At 61.7% G+C, this 22223-nt stretch carries 21 protein-coding genes; 12 read left to right on the top strand and 9 right to left on the bottom strand.

The features are described from left to right. The 5 genes from ACTHL0_RS23950 to ACTHL0_RS23930 all read right to left on the bottom strand — a co-directional run. Positions 1-2097: glycoside hydrolase family 3 protein (locus ACTHL0_RS23950; RefSeq protein ID WP_440569481.1), on the bottom strand; the 2097-nt coding region annotated here is incomplete at its 3' end. Between the two features lie 32 nt (positions 2098-2129). Beyond that, positions 2130-3296 (bottom strand): ABC transporter ATP-binding protein, encoded by a 1167-nt coding sequence (locus tag ACTHL0_RS23945; RefSeq protein WP_440569479.1) that lies wholly within the window; start codon positions 3294-3296, stop codon positions 2130-2132. Positions 3297-3302: 6 nt separating this feature from the next. Continuing rightward, positions 3303-4121 (bottom strand): carbohydrate ABC transporter permease, encoded by an 819-nt coding sequence (locus tag ACTHL0_RS23940; protein ID WP_440569477.1) that lies wholly within the window; start codon positions 4119-4121, stop codon positions 3303-3305. Positions 4122-4150: 29 nt separating this feature from the next. Continuing rightward, positions 4151-5074 (bottom strand): carbohydrate ABC transporter permease, encoded by a 924-nt coding sequence (locus tag ACTHL0_RS23935; RefSeq protein ID WP_440569491.1) that lies wholly within the window; start codon positions 5072-5074, stop codon positions 4151-4153. Between the two features lie 74 nt (positions 5075-5148). Further along, positions 5149-6441 (bottom strand): extracellular solute-binding protein, encoded by a 1293-nt coding sequence (locus ACTHL0_RS23930; RefSeq protein WP_440569474.1) that lies wholly within the window; start codon positions 6439-6441, stop codon positions 5149-5151. A 324-nt stretch (positions 6442-6765) separates the two neighbouring features. Here ACTHL0_RS23930 and ACTHL0_RS23925 point away from each other — a divergent pair, with 324 nt between their 5' ends. The 6 genes from ACTHL0_RS23925 to fghA all read left to right on the top strand — a co-directional run bounded on the left by ACTHL0_RS23925 (position 6766) and on the right by fghA (position 11557). Next, entirely contained in the window at positions 6766-7824 is a 1059-nt protein-coding gene (locus ACTHL0_RS23925) for a LacI family DNA-binding transcriptional regulator (RefSeq protein WP_440569472.1), read from the top strand. A 141-nt stretch (positions 7825-7965) separates the two neighbouring features. Beyond that, positions 7966-8448, top strand: a complete 483-nt coding sequence (locus tag ACTHL0_RS23920) for a nuclear transport factor 2 family protein (RefSeq protein ID WP_440569470.1) — start codon at positions 7966-7968, stop codon at positions 8446-8448. Positions 8449-8659: 211 nt separating this feature from the next. Next, positions 8660-8935 (top strand): formaldehyde-responsive transcriptional repressor FrmR, encoded by a 276-nt coding sequence (gene frmR / locus ACTHL0_RS23915; RefSeq protein WP_440536168.1) that lies wholly within the window; start codon positions 8660-8662, stop codon positions 8933-8935. Positions 8936-8996: 61 nt separating this feature from the next. Continuing rightward, on the top strand, positions 8997-10106 hold the full coding sequence (locus tag ACTHL0_RS23910; protein ID WP_440569468.1) for an S-(hydroxymethyl)glutathione dehydrogenase/class III alcohol dehydrogenase: 1110 nt from the start codon (positions 8997-8999) through the stop codon (positions 10104-10106). Between the two features lie 39 nt (positions 10107-10145). After that, positions 10146-10721 carry an S-(hydroxymethyl)glutathione synthase gene (gene gfa / locus ACTHL0_RS23905; protein ID WP_440569466.1) on the top strand — a complete coding sequence of 192 codons (576 nt, stop codon included), beginning with the start codon at positions 10146-10148 and terminating at the stop codon, positions 10719-10721. A 5-nt stretch (positions 10722-10726) separates the two neighbouring features. After that, positions 10727-11557, top strand: a complete 831-nt coding sequence (gene fghA, locus ACTHL0_RS23900) for an S-formylglutathione hydrolase (protein WP_440569464.1) — start codon at positions 10727-10729, stop codon at positions 11555-11557. A gap of 86 nt (positions 11558-11643) precedes the next feature. Here fghA and ACTHL0_RS23895 read toward each other — a convergent pair whose 3' ends face one another. The 3 genes from ACTHL0_RS23895 to ACTHL0_RS23885 form a co-directional block, all read right to left on the bottom strand. Beyond that, positions 11644-12555 carry a substrate-binding domain-containing protein gene (locus ACTHL0_RS23895; protein WP_440569462.1) on the bottom strand — a complete coding sequence of 304 codons (912 nt, stop codon included), beginning with the start codon at positions 12553-12555 and terminating at the stop codon, positions 11644-11646. A gap of 57 nt (positions 12556-12612) precedes the next feature. Continuing rightward, a complete protein-coding gene (locus ACTHL0_RS23890; protein WP_440569460.1) occupies positions 12613-13035 on the bottom strand; it encodes a c-type cytochrome in 423 nt (140 codons plus the stop codon). A 166-nt stretch (positions 13036-13201) separates the two neighbouring features. Next, positions 13202-15052 carry a methanol/ethanol family PQQ-dependent dehydrogenase gene (locus tag ACTHL0_RS23885; RefSeq protein ID WP_440569458.1) on the bottom strand — a complete coding sequence of 617 codons (1851 nt, stop codon included), beginning with the start codon at positions 15050-15052 and terminating at the stop codon, positions 13202-13204. A gap of 567 nt (positions 15053-15619) precedes the next feature. Here ACTHL0_RS23885 and ACTHL0_RS23880 point away from each other — a divergent pair. From ACTHL0_RS23880 to pqqA, 4 genes are all read left to right on the top strand, one after another. Further along, positions 15620-16546 carry an NAD(P)-dependent methylenetetrahydromethanopterin dehydrogenase gene (locus ACTHL0_RS23880; protein ID WP_440569456.1) on the top strand — a complete coding sequence of 309 codons (927 nt, stop codon included), beginning with the start codon at positions 15620-15622 and terminating at the stop codon, positions 16544-16546. Positions 16547-16882: 336 nt separating this feature from the next. Next, positions 16883-17305 carry a hypothetical protein gene (locus ACTHL0_RS23875; protein ID WP_440569489.1) on the top strand — a complete coding sequence of 141 codons (423 nt, stop codon included), beginning with the start codon at positions 16883-16885 and terminating at the stop codon, positions 17303-17305. Positions 17306-17522: 217 nt separating this feature from the next. Further along, complete coding sequence (locus ACTHL0_RS23870; RefSeq protein WP_440569453.1) at positions 17523-19622, top strand: sigma-54-dependent Fis family transcriptional regulator; 2100 nt, start codon at positions 17523-17525, stop codon at positions 19620-19622. A gap of 267 nt (positions 19623-19889) precedes the next feature. Then, positions 19890-19964 (top strand): pyrroloquinoline quinone precursor peptide PqqA, encoded by a 75-nt coding sequence (gene pqqA / locus ACTHL0_RS23865; protein ID WP_440569487.1) that lies wholly within the window; start codon positions 19890-19892, stop codon positions 19962-19964. A 49-nt stretch (positions 19965-20013) separates the two neighbouring features. Here the strand turns inward: pqqA and ACTHL0_RS23860 are convergent, their stop codons facing one another. Then, positions 20014-20637 (bottom strand): amino acid kinase family protein, encoded by a 624-nt coding sequence (locus ACTHL0_RS23860; protein ID WP_440569485.1) that lies wholly within the window; start codon positions 20635-20637, stop codon positions 20014-20016. Positions 20638-20934: 297 nt separating this feature from the next. On the opposite strand from ACTHL0_RS23860, the gene ACTHL0_RS23855 reads away from it, so the two are divergent. After that, entirely contained in the window at positions 20935-21282 is a 348-nt protein-coding gene (locus ACTHL0_RS23855; RefSeq protein ID WP_440569452.1) for a cytochrome b/b6 domain-containing protein, read from the top strand. Continuing rightward, positions 21279-22208 (top strand): pyrroloquinoline quinone biosynthesis protein PqqB, encoded by a 930-nt coding sequence (gene pqqB, locus ACTHL0_RS23850; RefSeq protein ID WP_440569451.1) that lies wholly within the window; start codon positions 21279-21281, stop codon positions 22206-22208. The genes ACTHL0_RS23855 and pqqB overlap by 4 nt, the downstream gene beginning before the upstream one ends. Positions 22209-22223 lie beyond the last annotated feature (15 nt).

Raw genomic sequence — 22223 nt, 5'->3', positions numbered from 1 at the left:
CTCCGTTCCGTCACGGGCGCCCACGTTCGCAATCTCGAACGTGAATTCGAATTGCCCGTCGTCGATCGCGGCCTCCTGGTTGATCCAATGCAGCGCCCGATATTCAAATTCCGTATAGCTGAGGCCGAAACCGAATGGGTAGCGCGAGCCGAAGTGATAGGCAATTGGCGTACCCGCGCTCTTGAGCTTGTGGTTATAGACATAGGGCACCGCTCCCACGCTCTTTGGAATCGATAACGGCAGCCTGCCGCTAAAATTGGCCGCGCCCGATATCAAGTCAACGAGCGCATCCGCGCCGCCTTCACCCGGAGCAAAGGCGATGACATGGGCGGCCACCCGATCCTCCAACCCGCCGAGATTATAGGGACGTCCGCCTGTCTGGACCACGACGGTCGGCTTGCCCGTCGCCACAATCGCGGACAATAGCGCCTGCTGCACGCCCGGCAGATCGAGGCTATCGGTATCCGAGCCCTCCCCCACCGTACCCGATTGGAACAGGCCGGATAAATCGCCGACGAACACAAGCGCGACATCGACGCATTGCGCTGCGCGAACGGCCTCGTCGATTTGCCCAACGTCCCGGCTGATCGGCGCCTGACGGTTTGCGTCGATCGCGCGGGCCATGTCGACGTCACCCGGATAGACCGGTGTTTCAGCGCGGCGCTCACGGATGATGTCACACCCCTTCGCATACACGACCCGATCGGTTCCGAAGCGCTCCTTGAACGCCTGCCATGGCGTTTTCACTAAAGCACGTGCCTGCTCGCCCGCCGTGATCAAATGCACGGGGAAGCTATATCCCGCGAGCAATGCCAGGGGGTCGTCGGCGGTCGGACCGATGATCGCCATGCGCGTTGCGCGATCGGGACTGAGCGGCAGCAGCGCGTCGTTCTTCAACAGAATGATCGACTCGAGAGCGGCGCGATGGGCGACAGCCGCCGCCTGCGCGCCATTCACATTGACGCCGTCGGGATCCACATACGGGTGCTCGAACAGCCCCAGCCGGAACTTCGCCGTCAGCACGCGCGACACGGCCGCGTCGATCACGGACAGGTCAATGTCGCCTCGCTCGAGCGCGGTTTGCAAATGCAAGGCGCATTCATGCCCCGGCAATTCGATATCAAGGCCGGCGTTGAACGCCAACGCCGCCGCTTTCGCGGCGTCATCGGCCACGCCATGATGCGAATACAGCAGATTGACACCGGCGTAATCGGCCACCACGAGGCCGTCGAACCCCCACTTCCGGCGCAACGTGCCCTCGATCAACGTCTGGTCGGCATGGCAGGGAATGCCGTCGACGTCGTGATAAGCGGGCATGACCGAACCGGCGTTGGCCAGCTTCACCGCCATTTCAAAGGGCAAAAGAAAAATGTCGTTGAATTCTCTCGGCCCCATATGGACCGGCGCGTGATTGCGCCCGCCCTCGCTGGCCGAATGCCCGGCGAAGTGCTTGAGCGTCGCGAGCAGATCCCGGCGTTCGCCCTGAAGACCTTTGACATAACGCGTGGCCAGTGCGCCGACCAGGTACGGATCCTCGCCGAACGTTTCTTCGGTCCGCCCCCAGCGCGGATCACGAGAAACATCCAGCACAGGCGCGAGCCCCTGGTGGCAACCTATCGATCGCGCCTGTATGCCGATCTCGCGTCCCACTTGCTCGACCAGCTCCGCATCCCACGTCGCGCCGTAGTTCAGCGGTGCCGGAAAGAGCGTCGCCCCCTCGATCATGAGTCCGACAAGACATTCCTCGTGCGACATCACGGGTATACCGAGCCGCGTGTCCTCGATCATCCTGCGCTGCAACGCATTGAACGCGCGAACGCCTTCGTGCGCCTCGATGGTGTGCGTGCCGAGCGGTCGCGTAATTTGCCCTAGCCCGTGTTCAAGCAATTGATCGACGGTAATCCCCGTCTCGCGCTGAGCGAAATCGGCGAGTCGCCATGTGTGGTTGCCGTCCGGCGACAGCTTCAGCCAGCCCGCGTGCAACTGGGCGATTTTTTCTTCCAGCGTCATGCGGGCCAGCAAATCGGCGACGCGCGCGGCCACGGGTGCTGCGGCATCACGGTACAGAGCCGGTTGTTCGGCAATATCGATTGACATGAAAACTCTCGTGTAGATAGAGGAAGGGCCGGTCAAGCGCGGTCTCGAGCGAGCTCGGCGCTGTTTGCGCTATCGACCCGCGGCAAGGCGACACCATGGTGATCGAAGACATGACAGGCGTGGGGCGGAATCCAAAGCGCGACGGGGCGGCCACGCTCGATCTCCACGTCACCGGGAAGCTTCGCGACGATGCTTGCGTCTCCCTGCTCCGCCAGCGCGGCGTGCAGGTAGGTGCATTCACCGAACCGTTCGATGAGCCGGGCTTGCGCGCGGACGATTTGGCTTCGGGTCTCGCTGCCGGCAATGCCAATGTGTTCGGGACGAATACCGAGGGTCACGTCGGCACCGATTGGCAGCTTGCGTCCATCGACCGACGCAGCGAACGTTTCCCCGCCCGGCAGGCGCAGCGATACGCTATTGGAACTGGCCTCGACCACTTTGCCTTCCACGAAATTCATCCGCGGCGAGCCGATGAAACCCGCCACGAATCGATTTTTCGGCCGATGATATAAATCGAGCGGCGATCCGATCTGCGCGATGCTGCCCTCGCGCTCCATGTCGGCGCCTGCATGCAGCAAGACAATCTTGTCCGCGAGCGCCATCGCTTCCGTCTGATCGTGCGTCACGTATATGGCGCTGGCTTGGTTGAACTCGCGGTGAATCCGCGCGATCTCCGTCCGGGTTTGAACGCGCAGCGCCGCATCGAGATTCGACAGTGGCTCGTCGAACAGGAAGACACCCGGCTCGCGCACGATCGCCCGGCCAATCGCCACGCGTTGGCGTTGCCCACCGGAAAGCGCAGCGGGCTTGCGATTCAGCAGTGGATCGAGTTGCAGCGAAGCGGCCGCCTGCCGGACTTTCCGATCGATGGTCGCACCATCCAGTTTTGCCTGACGCAACGCGAACGCCATGTTTTCGTAGACGCTCATATGCGGATACAACGCATAGTTCTGAAAGACCATCGCGACGCGTCGCTTCGAAGGATGAACGTCGTTGACCATCTGCCCGTCGATTCGGAGCTCACCGGAAGTAATCGCCTCCAGGCCGGCGATCATGCGCAGCAGCGTCGACTTTCCGCAACCGGACGGGCCCAGAAAAACGCAGAATTCATTGGCGCCGACGTCTAAGTCCACGCTACGGATGACGGCCGAATTGCCTTGGTACGCCTTGTGAACATTCCTGAGGCTAATGCTTGCCATGATTGATCAACCCTTTAACGATCCTGCCATCATTCCTTTGATGACTTTTTCCTGTCCGAACGCGTAGACCGCTATCAAAGGAAGCGACGTCAGCGTCACCACCGCGAGCATCGCCGGAACGTTCGATGAATACTGCCCCTGGAAATCCCAGATCGCGAGCGGAAGTGTCCGGTGCCCCGGAGTCGACGTCAGGACATACGCGAAGATGAATTCATTCCAGAGCGCCACGGCGTTATAGATAGCAACCGTGGCGAGCCCGGGCGTGGAGAGCGGGAAGTAAATCCGCCAAAAGATCGTGAGCGGCCCGCATCCATCGAGACAAGCGGCCTCCTCCAACTCCTGGGGGATCTGCTTCATGAACTCGGTCAAGATGAATATCGATATCGGCAAACTGAACGCGACATACGGCCCGATCAGAGCGAACGAAGTGTCGTATAAGCCGATATTTCTAACGAGCAGATATATCGGCACCAACGTGGCGTGAATGGGCACGATCATCGCCGCGACCACGAGCCCGAACAATGTCTTTCCAAACGGGAATTTCATTCGAGCAAAGGCATAGGCGGCCATCGCACTCAGTACGACGATCAACAGCACCGATAGGCCAACCACGAAGAAGCTGTTGCGAAGATAAGTGAAGAACGGGCCATGCAGCACCGACGCATACTGAGAGAGATCGACATGCTGCGGCAAGGCCCATACCGAGGCCGAGAAAGATTCCTCTTGCGACTTCAAGCTGGTCACGATCACAAAGAGGAATGGAAGCGTGGTGACAGCCAGCCAGACAAGCGCAAGAAAGTACGATAGGCCTCTTTTTGCCAGCATCGTTTCTCGTGTTCTCAGAGCAAGCATGGTCAAACCTTTTGCGAATAGCGTTGGGTTGCGCGCATGGCGGCGGCCGCGACGAGCGCAACGATCGAGAACATCGCGGACGCGATCGTGCTTCCATACCCAAGCTGGAACGAACTGAACACCTTGTTGTACATGTAGGTCGCCATGAGTTCGGAGGCGTGTTCGGGCCCGCCGCCCGTCATGACGAATACGAGATCGAAGTACCTGAGCGATCCCAACACGGCCAGCAGCATCGCCGTTCGGATCGTCCCTTGCAGATGCGGGAGCTTGATGCGCCAGAAGATCGTGGATTCGGAGGCGCCGTCCAGCCGGGCCGCTTCGCCCAATTCGGCTGGGAACGATGAAAGGCCGGCGAGAAACAGAATCATGTAGAACGGGATGTTCTGCCAGCAGATCACCGCGATCGTCGATGCCAGCGAAAAATGCGGATCGCCAAGCCAATCCTGAGCCAGCGAGTCCAACCCGATCGCACGCAATCCCACGTTCAAAGGGCCGAAATTCGGATCGTAGACATTTTTGAACAACACGCCGATCGCGACACTCGACATCAGCAAGGGCAGGAAATAGAGCAGTTTCAATACTCTCGATCCCTTCGCCGCCTTGTCCAACATCACGGCGAGCACGAGCGCGAGTGGCAACTGGATGACGACGGAGAACAGTGCAAGCACCAGGTTGTTACGCAGCGCCTTCCAAAACACCGCGTCGTGCGCGAGGTGCACCCAGTTAGCGAGGCCCACGTAGCGCGCACCGTTACCCAACCCATTCCAATCGACCAACGACAGGCGAAAACTGCCGAAGAGCGGATAGAGCAGGAACACCGAAAGCAATAGCATCGATGGCGCGAGCAGCACCACGATGCTGACCCACTGGGAACCTGTTCGACGCTGGCGATTCGATGCTTTCGATACGTCGGATTCAACCGTCACCGTACTCAAGACGCCCTCCGGCTCTCAATTCGTTGGCCCACAGTCAATCAGTTCACTCAGCCGATGGACGCGGATCAGTTCGCCCCGCTTTTCGCGGCCGCTTGCATCTCATCGACCGCGGCTTGTGGTGTGATCGAGAGGCCGAACAGCGCTTGCGCGAGATCCTTGTGCTTTTCGCCCAGACGCGGCGGCAGTTCCTGGTCGTACCAGAGCTGCACGTTCGGCGCTTGTTCGATCAACGCCTGCACGCGCTTCATCAAAGGATCGGAAACCGTCACGTCCTTCACCGGCGGGATACGGTCGTCCGCCACTCGGGCTTTCATGGACGTGTCGTCGGTCATCGTTTGAATCAACTTGAATGCGGCCGAGCGATCCTGGCATTGCGTCGAAATGCTCAGGAAGCTGTCACCGACAGTTCCGACAATGTCGTGTGGATCGCCTTTGCCTCCCGGCACGCTCGGAAATGGAAAGAAATCGAGTTTTTGATAGAACGACGGATTCTCTTTCCGAATCGTCGACGCCTCCCACGTCCCCATCAACTCCATCGCGGCTCGGCCCGAATACAACAACCGCCTCGATGCCCCGATGTCGTAATCGAGTCCATTGAAGCCCGGCGCAAATGCCCCCGCTTTCACAAGATCCTGGATGTACTTACCCGCCTCGACGAACACCCGATCGGCGAAGCTGCCGCCCTGCACGCCGTTGGCCGCACGTTGGAATACGCCGGGACCGCCCAAGCGGTCGACGAGATACATGTAGTACATCGATCCCGTCCATTTGTTCTTGTTCGCCAACGCGAAAGGGGCCACGCCATGCGCGTTGAACACCTTGATGACATTCAGCAACTCGGCCCACGTGGCAGGCGGGCTCACGTGATATTTCTGGAACAGTTCCTTGTTATAGAAAACGACCGCGACGGCGATGTTTTCTTCCGGAATGCCATAGATTTTTCCATCCGTGGTCACCGCCGGCCAGGAGGTGGGAAGAAATCGATCGGCAAACGCTTTGTTCTGCTTGAGGAACGGGGTGAGATCGGCGACTTGCCCCGATTTCACATACTCCCGCAGGCCGCCGCCGCCCCACGTATCGAAGACGCACGGGGGCTGCGCCGCGCCGAAGGCAATCTTCAGCTTGGCCTTGTAGGCGTCGTTCAGGACGTGCGACGACTCGACCTGGAAGCCTGGATCCGCCTGCTCGAAGCGGGCAACCGCGGCTTGCAGGTTGGTCGGTTCGTTTCCATCCGTTTGGTGATCCCATTCGACGATCGCCTTGCCCGATTGCGCGTAAGCGATGCCGATCGAAAACGTCCAAGTGGCCGCAAGCCACGTGGCTGTCCACGCGAGTTTTGTCAGTTTCCCAGCAGGCATTCACGTCTCCGTTGTTTGTCCACGCGCACAACGTTATCGCTAACGTTACGCAATGTTATTTTTCGTGGACCACCACAACCATCCGTGTTTACCCGCCGATCTCTGCCGGAGATGGCCGCCCTAGGTGACTATGCGTGGTTTCCCGATTTTTCAACGATGACCATGCCGATCTGACGAGCCAGCCCCGGAGCCACCGCCCACCGAGTCCTGGTACTATGACGTTACCGCTACCGTTTACAGCCATGATCGATGGGCATGCCCAGATCGAAGGAAAGAAGAAAACGAGCCGGTAAGTAGACCGAACCGTAGTCAGCAATAAAGAAGATGAGCAAACAATCACCGACCCTCGCGCAGGTTGCAAAAATCGCCGGCGTCTCGCAGATGACGGCCTCGCGCGCGCTCAACGATAAGCCCGGCGTCTCTCAGGAAACGCGCGAGGGGGTGTTGAAGATCGCAGCGGATCTCGGATATGTCGTCAACCGCAGTGCCCAAAAGCTCTCCGGCGGGCGCAACGGCATCATCGGCATCATGACGCCCGTACTCGACAATCACTACGTGGGCGAACTCGTGGTCGGCGTCGGCCGGGCGGCGCGCGCGCAGGGATACGAAACGCTCGTCTACACGCTGTTCGACGAAGACCGTCATTCGCATCAATCCGTCCTGGGATTGATCAAGCAATTTACCGACGGGGTCGTCGCGATCCTGCCGCGCGAATCGGCCTACTTCAATGCGCTGGCCGCTTCCAACGTCCCTGTCGTTGCGATCGATCAGCGCGGCAGCCTCGACGGGTTTCCGTCGATTTCCGTCGACAGTTACGGCGGTGCGGTGCGTGCGGTCGAACACTTGGCGCAGTTAGGGCACACGCGCATCGGATTCGTCGCCGGTGACGAATCCATCGAGGGCGTACGCGACAGGCGGCGAGGCTATGTCGATGCGCTTGCCCGGTTGGGTCTGCCAAACGATCCGGATCTCATCGCGCAGGGCGATCTCTCTCAGATGCGGGCGTTTGACGCGGCTTGCGCGCTGCTCGCCCTGCCGGAGCCGCCCACTGCGATCTTCGCCGTCAATGACCTGAGCGCGTTCGGCGTCATCGCCGCCGCGCGCGAACAGGGCCTCAAGGTACCGCACGATCTTTCCGTGGTCGGATTCGACGACATTCCCATGGCCTCGCAGGTGCATCCGCCTCTAACCACGATCCGTCAGCCGTTTGCGCAGATGGGGCGCGCTGCCGTGAACACGCTGCTGTCGCAAATGGAAAACGACGATTCGATTGCACCGCGTATTGTGCTGCCGACGGAACTGATTACAAGGCAATCGACCGGACCGGCGCCTCGCCGGATTGCCACGCGCGCTTCGCTATCGCGCCATCGAGCGGGCGTGTAGCACGCACATCGGCGTCTTTAAATCGTAGATGCCGTGTACCGGCAGCGCGATGCCCGCAGCGGGATTGACTTGCCTCATTGGCTCATTGAAACTCGGCGGGCACGCTGATCGAATCAGCCAATCCAAGGACAAGCGCACTCAATGGACCAACCTCATCCGAACGTCAACGTCATCCTCGACTTTTATCGGGCATTCCAACGATTGGATGCCGAGGCGATGGCGAAGTGCTACACCGATGATGTCGTATTCAGCGATCCCGCGTTCGGGGAGCTGAAAGGTGACGCGGCGCGCGACATGTGGCGCATGTTGGCGCAGCGTGCGGAAGGGTTCTCGCTCACGTTCTCCGATGTCGCGGCAGACGAACGCGTTGGCCAGGCACAATGGACCGCCACCTATCGATTCAGCCGGACTGGCAGGATCGTGGTGAATCGGATCGAGGCGCGTTTTGCCTTTCGCGACGGATTGATCGCCGAGCATCGCGACGTGTTCGACGTCTGGCGATGGGCTCGCCAAGCGCTTGGGGTGAAGGGCGCGTTGCTGGGGTGGACGCCTTTCGTGCATCGAGCCATTCGGACGCAAGCGAGAACGACACTTGACGCTTACCGGGCCCGCGCCGGGGCATAACGCGTGCAAGACCTTGAGTCCCATGCAGAGCTGAGGGCGGCAGCGAAAGGTCCTGTGAAATATAGCGTGGCGAATTTCGTAGGACGCAGAAGAAAACGCGGCTCGCTGAGTCGCCCCCCACCGCCCCAATCATTCACGCCTCGTAAAATCTTCGCATACTGCCCGGCAGTATGCTAACTTATACTCCATCCCAGTTTCGTTTCATCCGGCAATGCCTCACACCGCAGAAGAGAAAAAGCGCGTCCTGGCGCGCGTCCGCCGCGTCAAAGGACAGATCGACGCGCTCGAGCGCGCACTCGAGGAAGGCGCCGACTGCGGCCCGATTCTTCAGCAGATCGCGGCCGTACGCGGCGCCATCAACGGCCTGATGGCCGGGGTGCTCGAAAGTCATTTACGAGAAGAGTTTTCGCATGTCGCGCAAGCGAACGGTGCACAGCAAGGGTCGATCGACGATGTCGTTTCCCTCGTGCGCTCTTATCTCCGTTAACCCGATTCAGCGGCCACCGGTAGCGCCGGCTGATATCCCCTTCTTCGCTTAAAGGACTGACATGAAATCACGTGCTGCCGTTGCATTCGGGCCCGGCAAACCCCTCGAAATCGTCGAGATCGACGTCGAACCGCCTCGCAAAGGCGAAGTGCTCGTCAAAATCACGCATACGGGCGTTTGCCACACCGATGCATTCACGCTCTCGGGCGACGATCCCGAAGGGCTCTTCCCCGCCGTGCTCGGCCACGAAGGCGCGGGCATCGTCGTCGAAGTGGGCGAAGGCGTGACGAGCGTGAAACCCGGCGATCACGTCATTCCTCTTTACACCGCCGAATGCGGCGAATGCTTGTTCTGTAAGAGCGGAAAGACCAACCTGTGCGTGTCTGTCCGCGCCACCCAGGGCAAAGGCGTGATGCCCGACGGCACCTCGCGCTTCAGCTACAACGGCCAGCCCGTTTATCACTATATGGGCTGCTCGACGTTCAGCGAATACACGGTCGTCGCGGAAGTCTCGCTGGCCAAGATCCATCCCGATGCGAACCCCGAGCAAGTCTGCCTGCTCGGCTGCGGCGTCACCACCGGGTTGGGCGCGGTCAAAAACACGGCCAAGGTGCAGGAAGGCGATTCGGTGGCCGTGTTCGGCCTGGGCGGCATCGGTCTGGCCGTGATTCAAGGTGCGAAGCTGGCCAAGGCCGGCCGCATCATCGCCATCGATACGAACCCAAGCAAATTCGATCTGGCCCGTGTCTTCGGCGCGACCGATTGCGTGAATCCGAAAGATCACGAGAAGCCGATTCAGCAGGTTATCGTCGAGATGACGGGCTGGGGCGTCGATCACAGCTTCGAATGTATCGGCAACGTCAATGTCATGCGCGCGGCGCTCGAATGCGCACACCGCGGCTGGGGCCAATCGGTCATCATCGGCGTCGCGGGTGCGGGCCAGGAGATTTCCACGCGGCCGTTCCAGCTCGTAACCGGCCGCCGCTGGCTCGGCACCGCGTTCAGCGGCGTCAAGGGGCGTTCGCAGCTGCCCGGCATGGTTGAAGATGCCATGGCTGGAAAGATCCAGCTCGCGCCGTTCGTCACCCACACGAAATCGCTCGCCGAGATCAACGAAGCGTTCGATCTGATGCACGAAGGGAAGTCGATCCGCACCGTCGTTCGCTATTGATCGCGAACGATCACATCTGACCCAACCAGGAGACAGGTCATGACCCAGGCAATTCATCCTAGCGTCGACCGCGGTATTCAGAAGGGCGCAAGCGATTTCAAAGGCGGGACGTTGCGCTGTTCGTGCGCGACCGACCCTGTCGAAGTGCGCGTGGATTCGCAAGTCCTCTTCAATCACGCGTGCGGCTGCACGAAGTGCTGGAAGCCCGCGGGTGCCCTGTTCTCCGTCGTGGGTGTCGTGCCGCGCGATAAAGTGACGGTCACGGCACACGGCGAAAAGCTCAAGGTGGTGGATGATTCCGCGCTGATTCAACGCCATGCCTGCACCGCCTGCGGCACGCATTTATTCGGCCGCATCGAGAACAAGGAACACGCGTTCCATGGCCTCGACTTCATCCACACCGAACTGTCGAAGGATGCAGGCTGGGAAGGGCCGGGTTTTGCGGCATTCGTTTCATCCATCATCGAAAGCGGCACGCCGCCGTCCGCAATGGCCGACGTGCGTCAAACGCTGCGCGATAAAGGGATCGAGCCTTACGATTGCCTCAATCCCGCGTTGATGGACATGTTGGCCGCCCATGCGGCCAAAGCAAAAGGCACCTACCGCGAGGCTTGATCGATATGGAACGCGTTGAGCGACACGTTTGTCATGATGGACACCAGGAAGTGTGGAAGCATGCCTCCTCCACCCTCCAGTGCGAGATGCGGTTCGGCATTTACCTGCCGAGCGCAGCCTTGCGCGGCCAACAATGCCCCGTGCTGTATTGGCTTTCGGGCCTGACCTGCACCGAGCAGAACTTCATTACGAAGAGTGGCGCTCAACGTTACGCCGAGGAACATGGCGTCATCATCGTCGCGCCGGACACGAGCCCCCGCGGCGATGATGTGGCGGATGATCCGGCCTACGATCTCGGCAAAGGTGCGGGCTTTTATCTCAACGCTACCCAGCCACCGTGGGCGAAGCATTACCGCATGCACGACTATGTCGTCAACGAACTGCCGTCGCTGATCGAAGCGCAGTTTCCGGCCACCGATGCGCGTGCCATCAGCGGGCACTCGATGGGCGGACATGGCGCGTTGACCATTGCGCTGCGTCATCCGGGCCGCTATCGCAGCGTGTCGGCGTTCTCGCCGATCGTCGCGCCAAGCCAGGTGCCTTGGGGCGAAAAGGCGTTCACAGCTTATCTCGGCAACGATCGCCAGGCGTGGAAGCAGTACGACACGGTTGAACTGATCAAAGACGCGACCGAACGCTTACCGTTACTGGTCGAACAAGGGGACAGCGACGAGTTCCTGGACCAGCAGTTGAGGCCGGAACTACTGCGCGAAGCCTGCGAAGCGGCAGGACATCCATTGCAACTGAACCTGCGTCCGGGCTACGACCACAGCTACTACTTCATCGCCAGCTATATCGGCGAGCATATCGCCTACCACGCGAAGGCGCTGCGCTGATGGACCGCTGCGCCCGAGCATGATGAGGCATGCGCCCGCCAGCGCAGCAAGCTACAAGCGGCGCCGCGCTACACGAGAGCACCCCGTCATTGCGAGCCGCCGGACGCGTTGCCGGCCTCCGAATCCACCGGCTTGAGCAGCGGAACGTCGTAGCTCGTCAAAATATCGTCGATCTGATTCTGGTGACTGCCGATCCATTGATCGACCTTATCGTGCCACTCTTTCTCGCCGTAGCGCACGCCCATCGAGATCTGATAGTCGAACCGGATGTCCCTTTGCGGCGGAAAAGGGACAAGCCGTACCGTGTCCCCGGCCCGCTGCGCAAAATAACCGGCTATCGGCCCCCAGAGAAAGGCGACATCGATCTTGCCCGCGGCGAGATCGCGCTCGACGATTTCGCCGGGATACGCCTGCGGGTCGCCCGTCTGGACCTGATACGACTGCGCCTGATCGATGAGGCCGTTGGTCAGCAGCCAGTCGACGGCCGGTGTTTGCGAGAAGATGCCGAATCGCAGCTTGTGCAGCGCGTCGGGCGGCAGCTTGAGCAGATCCTCAGGCGTCCGAACGCTCGCGAACTCAGGCTTGTTCGGCAACACCATCGCGTACGTGGAATGCAGGTAGGGATGCGTCGTCGATGTCAGGTCATAGCCCTTCGGCACACCGATCACGAGATCGCACTTGTAGCGCTCGCTGTCGGGCGCCTTCTCGCGCAGCGTATGACGGACGAATCCCATCCGCTGCGGAAAATAGGTGTACTCGATCTTATAGCCGAAATCGCGCGCCATCGCGGTCGCGATCTTGTTCTCGTAGCCTTCGCCCTTGTCGTTCGACAACGGCATGTTGTTCGGGTCGGCACAGACTCGCAGCACGCCGTCGGCACCGTCGTTGTTCGGCAGCGCGGCGCCGTCCGCACGCACGGCGGCGCTCGCCAGCGCCGCGCAGCACAGCGCGACAGCCGATAGCGCGAGATGCGCGGATAGTCGTTTGCTGTGTCGCATCGGAAGCCTCCTCTTGAGTCTTGAGTCTCGAGTCGCGGCCTTGGCAATCAATCAGTGTTATGGGCTATCCATCGCGCTCAGGTCTCCGGCCGGGATTTTCCCGTCCGAACGCCCCTTCAGATACGTATAAAGATCCTCCCAGTGTGCCTGCATCCTGGCGCTCGAACTGAAGTCGGGCATGCCCTTCGCAAGACGGCCACCGAAGATCGTGCGCTTGAACTCGTCCTTATCGATGATCTTCAGCGCATCGACCAGCGACGGTCCCACGAGCCCCTGCTGCTGCGCGCCGTGGCAACGCTCGCAATCGAGTGCGCGCCAGGTATGCCAGCCGTCGAACGTATGCTTGTCGACCTTGTTGCCATCGACGACCGTGTATGTCACCTGCTGGGCGAGCGCGGGCTGACTCTCGGCATAAACGACGGGCAGCGAAGCTGCTGCGGCGGCGATTGTCGTCAGCAACAAGATGGAACGGCCTCTCATACCTGCATCTCCTTCGATTCAATATAGCCGTCATGGCCCACGACGTTTTCGACTGCAGCGATGGCAGCGATAGCGGCGCGGGCAATTGCGAGCACTGGGTCGAACGAACGAGGCCGCGGATGGGCGCGCCGGCGCGGCTCACGCGCGCGGCGCGCACCGCGTGCCGTCAGCTCTTCCCGGGCAGCGCGAAGACGAACAACGTACCGCCCAGCGCCGTGTACTTCGCCAGTTCGCGATAGCCGCCTACCGCACCGAGGCCCTCGGTCGACTTCTTCAGGCCCGCCGCCAGACCGATGCCGGCCCAGCCGCCAATGCCCGAATACACGCCCACGTACTGCCTGCCGGCGTACTCGTAGGTAAAGACGTTGCCGATGATTCCCGAAGGGGTCTTGAACTTCCAGAGTTCCTTGCCCGTTTTCATGTCGACCGCTTTCAGATAGCCCTCGAGCGTGCCGTAGAACACGATATCGCCCGCCGTCGTCAACGCACCCGACCACACGGAGAACTTCTCGGGCTTGGACCAGACGATCTTGCCCCGCGCCGCATCCCAGGCGATGAAGTTGCCCATCGCGCTCTCGACGGTCTTACCCTGGTTCGCGCCGCCCACGCCGGGGTCCTGCGGGCCCGGATACATCGAAAGCGTCGCACCCACATACGGTTGACCGGCGGTGTAGTCCACCTCGAACGGCTCGTAGTCCATACAGACGTGGTTCGTCGGAACGAAGAAGAGCTTCGAGTTCGGATCGAACGAAGCCGGCTGCTCATCCTTGGAGCCGAGTGCGGACGGACAGATACTCTTCACGTTGTGATCGGCGCCCGCGGCCTGCGTCGAATACGCCACGTTGCGAACCGGTGTGCCGCTCTTCATGTCGACGCGATCGGCCCAGTTCACCGCCGGGTCATACTTCTGCGCGACGAGCAGTTCGCCGGTCGAACGATTGAGCGTATAGGCGAAGCCGTTGCGGTCGAAGTGAACGATCGCCGGCACCTGCTTGCCTTTGATCGTGAGATCGGCCAGGATCATTTCGTTGACGCCGTCGTAGTCCCACTCATCATGGGGCGTCATCTGATAGACCCATTTCGCTTTGCCCGTATTCAGGTCCCGCGCGAAGATCGTCATCGACCACTTGTTGTCGCCGGGCCGCTGCGTCGGATTCCAGGTACCGGGGTTGCCCGACCCGTAGTAAACAAGATTGAGCTTCGGATCCCACGCATACCAGCCCCACGTGGTGCCACCGCCGATCTTCCATTGATCGCCCTTCCAGGTCTTGATCGACGAATCCTTCCCGACCGGCATCATCGTGCCGTCGGTCCAGGTCATCGTCTTGTCGGGATCGAACAGAATTTCATCGTCGGGGCCCGTGCTGTAGGCCGTCCAGGCCGGTTTGCCCGTCTTGATGTCATACGCAATGATGCGGCCGCGAACGCCGAATTCGCCGCCGGAAATGCCCGTCAGCACTTTATCGCCGAATACATGTGGCGCGTTCGTATTCGTCTCGCCCTTTTTCGAATCGCCATTCTTCGCGCTCCATACGACGTCGCCGGTCTTGGCGTCGAGCGCGACGAGCGTCGTATCGGCTTGCTGCAGGAAGATCTTGCCGTCGCCATAGCCCAAGCCACGGTTAACCGTATCGCAGCACATCACGGACACCGTCTGATCGTCCTGCTGCGGCTGATACATCCACTTGAAGGTCTGATCCTTCAAGCTGACGGCGATCACCTTGTTCGGGTACGGCGAGTGGATGTACATGGTGTCGCCCACCACGAGCGGCGAACCTTCGTGCCCCCGCAGCACACCGGTCGACATCGTCCAGACGACCTGCATGTTCTTGACGTTCGACGCGTTGATCTGCTTGAGCGGGCTATAGCGGTGATTCGAGTAATCGCCTGCCTGCGACGCCCAGTTCGCAGGATTCTTCATCAACTGATCCAGATCGGCATCGGCCTGTGCCGCGAATGTCGTAAAGCCCGCTGATGCAAGGATCGCGAGCCCAAGAACCATGGTGCGTAAGTTCATTGCTCCTCCAAAAGTAGCTTGTGTTCAACTTGACTCGACTCATGAATGAATGACCCACGCTACCTGATCGCATCGGGCGCGCTCTCTCGAATGCGGGTAACGATTCACGCTTTCGTCCTCTTCGGCGGTAGGCTCTATTTGGCGTGGCCAGCCTCAACGCACGATCCATGCCGTGTGCGGTGCGGCATCGGCCGTCGAAATGGATCGAGCAATGGCTTGGCCTTCAGGCAAGCGCGGTTGACGGTGTCACGCGGTGGTGCGAAGGCACGTCGAAGGCGGCACGGCCAATCGCTTCGCCGCAATGCGGCAACGACTGTCGCGATGGGACGCGTCTGGCGCGACACATACTGTGTCACGCCCGCAATGGCACAGGATGCCTCTTGATGAGCGCTGTGCGCCGGGGCGCGCGCGGACGCTGCCGATGCAGCGTTCATCGCCCGCGCAGCGGCGTCGAGCCGCGCGGGTGCTTGGTATGGCTCCTGCTTGGCCTCGCCCGCTGAGGTGCGGCCTATCGGCTGCGCCATCGCCCATCGCTTCAACGCCATTCAACGACAAGAGCTCGCCGTCATGCCAGAAGCCACCGAAAGGCCGTATATCCTGCACATGTTCACGGCGACGCCGCAGACGAGTCCGTTCGACGTCAACATGGCCGCCGATGCGGGCTATCAGATCATCGTGCCTTACTGCAATGTCGATGCGACGATGGTCACGCACCTCACGCAGGAAGCGATCTTCTCGCGTGGCCCGACCGGCGTCTCGCGGACGGGCATCTTTATCGGCGGACGCGATGCGATACTCGCTGCCGACATGCTGGACATCGCACGCCGGGCGATGGTGCCGCCCTTCGAGGTCTCTGTGTTCGCCGATCCGGCTGGGTCCTACACGACAGCGGCGGCGCTCGTGGCGCTCGCCGAGCGGCACCTGAAACGCACGCATGAAATGGAGCTCGGCGGCAAACGCGTACTGATCCTCGGCGGCACAGGCGCCGTTGGACGGATGGCCGCTGCCATGGCGGCCTCGCTCGGCGCCGATGTGACCATCGCGAGTCATCATTCGCTCGCGCGCGCAAGACAAGTCAGCGATGAAATCAACGAGCGGTTGGCGATCGCGACGACCGCAGCCAGCGCGGCGTCAGCCGGTGCATTGCGCGATGCGTTGGCCGATACGGAAATCCTGATGGCTACCGCCGCCCCCGGCATCCAGGCGGCCAGCGCCGACGATCTCGCTCACGCCCGGCGCCTGCTCATCGCGGCGGATGTCAACGGGGCGCCGCCCGAAGGGATCGCCGGCGTGAACGTCACGAATGACGGCAAACCGATCGGGCCCAATGGAGGCGCCGGCCCGATTGGTATCGGCGCGCTCGCGGTCGGCAACGTCAAGTATCAGGTGGAGCACCGCCTGTTCGTTCGAATGCGCACGAGCGGCAAGCCCGTCTATCTCGGGTACGTCCAGGCGTTCGAGGAAGCACGCGCGGCCGCGACCGAGTTGGGATGAACGCAGTCCCATCGCCGCTGCGCGTCCGTCATGGCTGTCACCGGTGTTGCGCCGTGGCGCACAGTGTCACGCTTTCGGCACGCGAGCACCGCAAGCGATGGCATCGATTGCCGGACGAACGCGCGTGCAGGCTTGCCCCCCGGCGCCCGGCACAGCGAGCGCGATCTATTGGCATAGAACCTGTTAGTCATGACCGCCGTCCATCCGCAGCCCGCTGCGCAACCTCGCATGGTCGGCGTGCCGTGGCGGCGCGCGCCTACGCCGGTGCCGCCCTGTCCGCATCCGACAGCATTAAAAGCGATGGGCCCCGAGCGACCCGTGATCGAGGAGATCCAGATGAGATTGATGCGTCGCGCCATGACTGCACTCGGCTGTCTTGCCGCGCTGTCGGCGACCGTATCGGCCACGGCCTGGGCCACAGGCACCGATGCCGTCGACAGCGCCGGCAGTGCGCAAAGCTACGACTACCCCACCCAGGGCCGCGTCGAATATGTGCTCGGTTGCATGGACGATAACGGCCACGAGTTCGCCAACCTGTACAAGTGCGCTTGCGTGGTCGACAAGATGGCCGCTGCGCTGCCTTACGACCAGTTCGTCGACGAATCGACGTTTGCCCGCTACGCCTCGCTCGGCGGAGAAGGGGGCGCCGAGTTCAGGACCGATCATGCGCGCGCGCGGAGCAAAGCGTTCCACACGCTTCAGGCGAAGGCGTATCGGTCCTGCGGACTAGGCCAATCCAGCACAGCAGCCGCCAAATAATGTAATGCGACTTTTTATTGAATAGGCGCGTCATCGAGGGTAAAGTTTTTCAAGCTGGCGCGACTCGCCCTTCGGGATACCTGTGAAGCGTCGATTCGAGCCGTCGCACGCGCGGACGCGAGAAGCCGCCGTGCAAGGGGAAAAACGTTAATTAGAGCGGCGAAACGCTGCAACCGCATTCCGGTTGCGCGGCTTGTGCCGCCTTGGAGACAACCCCATGTCATTGCTCGCCGACGGCCGTTCGCATGTGCGTGAAGTGCTAGACGTTGTCAATCGCCAGCCGCACTCGATGAGCGAGCCCGTCGCGCAATCGTGGATGCGTTGCATCAACGAATTCAAGCTCGATCCAGCGCGATTCGTTACGCCGCCCGTACTGACCGAATACGAGCTGGCTGCACGCCGCGAAGCCGTGGGTGATCTGATCGCCTGCGCGAAGCTCGAAATGACCACGCTCTATCAGCAGCTCGCCGATCCCGAGCTGGCCGTCGTGCTCGTCGACGCGGACGGCCTGATCGTCCATCAAGTCTCGTCCGCCCCATTCGCCGAGGCCATGGGCGCCGACGGCCTGCGCATCGGCGCGCTTTGGAGCGAGCGCGAGGCGGGCACTAACGGGATGGGCACCTGCATCGCCGAACGCGATTGCATCGCGGTGCGGCAGCACGAACATTTCTTTGCCCGGTACACGTCGCTCACTTGCACGGCCGCCCCGATCTTCGACGAGCGCGGGGAAATAGCCGGCGCACTCGACGTCACCAGTCGCTCCAAGCTTTTGCAGCAGCATTCGCTCGTGCTGGTGGGCATGTCCCGTCAGATGATCGAGAACCGGCTCATGGGTGCGCGTTTTCGCGATGTCAACCTCATTCAGTTCCATAGCCGGCCGGAATTCGTGGGCACGTTGCATGGCGGCAAGCTTGCCGTCGACGATGACGGCATGATTCTCGCGGCCAATCGCAGCGCGGTGTTTCAGCTCGGCTATCGCTCGCTCGAGGAACTGCGCGGCAAGCCCATCAACGAAGCGTTCAACGCGTCGATCGAAGATATGATCGCGCGCAGCATCCGCGGCTCGTTCCATCCGATCACGGTCTACAGTGCGAGCGGCACGAACCGTTTCTTTCTGACTGCACAGACACCGCAAAACGCCAGCGGCGGGCACGCCAAGCGGATCATTGCGCCCGCTGCGCCGGCACACTCGTCCGCACGCCGGCCGGCACGCGACACCCCGGCACCCGCCGGCCGGCTCGACAAGATCGCCCATCTGGAGTTCGGCGACCCGCGCATGGCCTCGCAGATCCAACTGGCCGCGCGCGTCATTCAGCGCAAAATTCCGATCGTCGTGCGCGGTCAGACCGGCACGGGCAAAGACGTATTCGCGCAGGCGCTGCATAGCATCAGTCCGCTCGCGAACGGGCCGTTCGTGCCCGTGAACTGCGCCTCGCTGCCCGAAAGCCTCATCGAGAGCGAGCTGTTCGGCTATCGCGCGGGGGCGTTCACGGGCGCACAGCGCGAAGGACGGCGCGGCAAGATCGTTCAGGCCAACGGCGGAACGCTGTTTCTCGATGAGATCGGCGATATGCCGCTCGCCTTGCAGGCGCGACTGCTGCGCGTGATCGAATCACACGAGGTTGCCCCGCTGGGCGCCGATACGACAGTGAAAGTCGATTTCCAGCTGATCAGCGCGAGCCACCGCAATTTGCTCGAGCGCGTGCAAACCGGCCAGTTTCGCGAAGACCTCTACTATCGGCTCAAAGGCATCGAGATCAATCTGCCGCCGCTTGCCGAGCGCGCCGATAAGCTGCCGCTCATCTTGCATCTGCTCGAAAGCGAGACCGACAATCCGCCCGAGCTGACGGCCGAGGCCCAGCGTGCGCTGCTCGACTACGCATGGCCCGGCAATATCCGTCAATTGCGCCACATCCTGCAGATGGCGATTGCACTCTCGGACGGCGAGCCGATCCAATGCGCCCATCTTCCTCCCGAACTGCTGCAAGGGCGGCGCGCTGTCACAACAGCGCCCGAGCCGAATGCCGTCCCGCTCGCGAGTGCGGCCGAGCCGCTACCCCATCTCGCCGAGGATGCCGATATCGCCTCGCTGAATGCGATTCAACGGGGCGAGCGCGAGACGGTGCTGGCGATGCTCGATGAGCATCGATGGAACGTGAGCAACGTCGCGAAGGCACTCGGCATCAGCCGCAACACGCTGTATCGCAAGATGCATCGTCTGCATATCCGTCTGTCGCATGACGCCACCTTCGAGGATGAGAAGGTCCGCACGGCGCGCGATATGGATCTCGACGCCGGCATCGCGAACCACGTGTGATGGGCGTGGGGCGGGTTTTGAAGCGGAACGGTGCCGCGTTTGGGGGAACAATGCCGGGACGCCTGGCACACTTTGCTGCGTTTGCGCGACAGCGTTTCTCGCGTTGCCGCCGCGGGCGGCCCGGCAAGACAAGCGTGCCGTGCGGCACGCCGCGGATACGGGCATCGGCACGGAGCTTGCATTCAAGCCGTACGCCAATCGGAACGGTGCAGTGCACCGGTGCCGCAGATGGCAATTTCTTCGACTAACTGTGTGGAGGACCGATCGATGCAATGGACGACACCTAGCTTCACCGAGATGCGGTTCGGCTTCGAAATCACGATGTATATCGCCACTCGCTGAGCCTCGACGGCCCGCCCCATGCTCCGGTGTGGGAGCGGCACGCGCGGGTTTAGCGGGCCACCCCGCCCGCCTCGTCGCCGGCCCACGCGGCCGGCATGTTCAACAGCCGGTCGCGCATCAGTTCGACGCTGTCCTTGTTGAACAGCTCGACCACGTAATTGGCGTCGCTGACGTAGCCCACAAAGCGCCGATCGATTACGCCGTCGGACGCGAGCGATTCAAGCGGCTGAGCGGGATCGATCGGGCAGGACTTCACCAATGTCAGCCGCTCTGCGTTGAGCATCGTCGACAGCCATGCCGCGAGCAGGTCCGAGGCGGTATCCCAGTTGCTCATTGCATCGGGCGTGTCGCGCATCAGCGCGGTCGGCACCCATACCGCCACGTGCCCGTCGCGCAATGCGCGCAGGATTTTGGCCTCGCTTGAGGCAAGGACGAGTTCCGGCACGAGGCCCTGCATCAGCACCGCATATTGCGCAATGGCGAGCAAGCCCATATTGTGCGCCGCGAGTTCGCTCAGTCGCCACTCGGCCTGATAGTGCCGCACCTTGTCCATGAAATCGCCGCCGCCGGGCACGATCACGACGCGGCCGCCTCCCACCTCGGCAAGCTCGGTGAGCCAGTGGCGTAGCGCCGGCTCGTGACTGAGACTGCCTCCGATCTTCACCACCCACATACGGTTGTCCTCGCATCGAGCCATCATCCTCGCGCTTCGTGGTTCCCTGCGGCCGGGTTCCATGAGCCGCGCGAAGCCATGGCGCCGACCCACACAAGTTCCATGCCATCGGAGCCGGCGCGCGATGAAAGCGAACAGCAAGCGAGGCGCGCGGGATCAAGCTCGCACGGGTGACACTGTGCGCCACGACGGCACACACTCTGTACGGCGAAAAGCGCAGCGGCGTAACGCCCGACCGCGCCTTGGCGCATCGCATCGTGCTTACGCGCTCGGCATAGACCTTGCTGTATCGGCACCATGCTCAAACCGTCCAACGATCCCACTCGCGCCGGCGGCATCACGATGGTTCTGCACAGGCAGATATCCGTGACGATCTTCGCGTTGCTCGCACTCGGGATCGCGATGAACGGTTTGCTCGACGCTCTGCCGGTCAAGGCGACACCGAGTCTCCACCCGTCGCTCGGAGTGACGGTTTCCCTGCTTGTGCTGATGCGCATCGCAGTACGCCTGGCCGTCACTTGGCCCGCTACCGCCGATGCGACCGTGGCAACGCGCCGCCGCGCGCACGACGCAGGCTTTTTTATACGTCGGGACGGTCGCGCCGCCACCCCGGAGGCAATGCATTTGAGGAATCACGCCTCATGAAAATCAAGGTACTCGGCTCGTCGGCGGGCGGGGGCTTTCCCCAATGGAACTGCAACTGCCGCAATTGCGACGGCGTGCGGCGCAGGACGATCAAGGCAAAGCCGCGCACCCAGTCTTCGATCGCTGTCAGTGTCGATGGTGAAGAATGGCTGCTGATCAACGCTTCACCCGATCTGCTTGCGCAAATCGCGGCCAACCCCGAGATGCAGCCGGCGCGGCGCGTGCGTGACACGGGCATTGCTGCCGTGCTTGTCATCGACGCGCAGATCGATCACGTCACGGGGCTGCTGATGTTGCGTGAACGCGGCAGACCGCTGCCGCTCTATGCAACCGATGCCGTTTGGCAAGACTTGACGACAGGCTTCCCGATCGGGCCGATCCTCTCGCACTACTGCGGCGTGATGCACCACCCAATCGCGCTCGACGGCACGCCGCTCAATCTTGCCGTGCTGCCGCGCGTCGTCATCGAGCCGGTGCCGCTCCTGAGCAAGGCACCGCCCTACTCGCCGCATCGCGACGCGCCTGCGCGAGGCGACAACATCGGGCTGACGATCACGAACCTCGATAGCGGCAGGCGTGCCTTTTACGCGCCGGGCCTGGGCACGCTCGAGCCACATGTACTCGAGGCGATGCACGCAGCGGATCTGCTGCTGGTCGACGGCACGACCTGGACCGACGATGAGATGATCGCGCTCGGTCTTTCGAGTAAAACAGCAGCCGACATGGGGCACTTGGCACAATCGGGCAAAGGCGGAATGATCGAGGTGCTGGACACGATCGAATCGTCGGCGCTACGTCCCGTGCGCAAGGTGCTGATTCACATCAACAACACCAATCCGATTCTCATCGAGGACGGGCCCGAACGGCGTGTATTGAGCGAACACGGCATCGAAGTCGCGGAGGATGGCATGACGTTCGAGCTTTAGCTGCGGATCGGCTCA

Origin of the sequence: Trinickia sp. (assembly GCF_051961175.1) — a bacterium.
GTDB lineage: Bacteria > Pseudomonadota > Gammaproteobacteria > Burkholderiales > Burkholderiaceae > Trinickia.
The sequence above is the reverse complement of the archived record's forward strand: the minus strand, read 5'-3'. Positions and strand labels throughout refer to the sequence as shown.

Excerpts from the sequence above, each read along its gene's own strand:
- ACTHL0_RS23945 (WP_440569479.1), bottom strand. The coding sequence starts at position 3,296 with ATGGCAAGCATTAGCCTCAGGAATGTTCACAAGGCGTACCAAGGCAAT.
- ACTHL0_RS23940 (WP_440569477.1), bottom strand. The coding sequence starts at position 4,121 with ATGCTGGCAAAAAGAGGCCTATCGTACTTTCTTGCGCTTGTCTGGCTG.
- ACTHL0_RS23930 (WP_440569474.1), bottom strand. The coding sequence starts at position 6,441 with ATGCCTGCTGGGAAACTGACAAAACTCGCGTGGACAGCCACGTGGCTT.
- ACTHL0_RS23925 (WP_440569472.1), top strand. The coding sequence starts at position 6,766 with ATGAGCAAACAATCACCGACCCTCGCGCAGGTTGCAAAAATCGCCGGC.
- ACTHL0_RS23920 (WP_440569470.1), top strand. The coding sequence starts at position 7,966 with ATGGACCAACCTCATCCGAACGTCAACGTCATCCTCGACTTTTATCGG.
- frmR (WP_440536168.1), top strand. The coding sequence starts at position 8,660 with ATGCCTCACACCGCAGAAGAGAAAAAGCGCGTCCTGGCGCGCGTCCGC.
- ACTHL0_RS23910 (WP_440569468.1), top strand. The coding sequence starts at position 8,997 with ATGAAATCACGTGCTGCCGTTGCATTCGGGCCCGGCAAACCCCTCGAA.
- gfa (WP_440569466.1), top strand. The coding sequence starts at position 10,146 with ATGACCCAGGCAATTCATCCTAGCGTCGACCGCGGTATTCAGAAGGGC.
- fghA (WP_440569464.1), top strand. The coding sequence starts at position 10,727 with ATGGAACGCGTTGAGCGACACGTTTGTCATGATGGACACCAGGAAGTG.
- ACTHL0_RS23895 (WP_440569462.1), bottom strand. The coding sequence starts at position 12,555 with ATGCGACACAGCAAACGACTATCCGCGCATCTCGCGCTATCGGCTGTC.
- ACTHL0_RS23890 (WP_440569460.1), bottom strand. The coding sequence starts at position 13,035 with ATGAGAGGCCGTTCCATCTTGTTGCTGACGACAATCGCCGCCGCAGCA.
- ACTHL0_RS23885 (WP_440569458.1), bottom strand. The coding sequence starts at position 15,052 with ATGAACTTACGCACCATGGTTCTTGGGCTCGCGATCCTTGCATCAGCG.
- ACTHL0_RS23880 (WP_440569456.1), top strand. The coding sequence starts at position 15,620 with ATGCCAGAAGCCACCGAAAGGCCGTATATCCTGCACATGTTCACGGCG.
- ACTHL0_RS23875 (WP_440569489.1), top strand. The coding sequence starts at position 16,883 with ATGAGATTGATGCGTCGCGCCATGACTGCACTCGGCTGTCTTGCCGCG.
- ACTHL0_RS23870 (WP_440569453.1), top strand. The coding sequence starts at position 17,523 with ATGTCATTGCTCGCCGACGGCCGTTCGCATGTGCGTGAAGTGCTAGAC.
- ACTHL0_RS23860 (WP_440569485.1), bottom strand. The coding sequence starts at position 20,637 with ATGTGGGTGGTGAAGATCGGAGGCAGTCTCAGTCACGAGCCGGCGCTA.
- ACTHL0_RS23855 (WP_440569452.1), top strand. The coding sequence starts at position 20,935 with ATGCTCAAACCGTCCAACGATCCCACTCGCGCCGGCGGCATCACGATG.
- pqqB (WP_440569451.1), top strand. The coding sequence starts at position 21,279 with ATGAAAATCAAGGTACTCGGCTCGTCGGCGGGCGGGGGCTTTCCCCAA.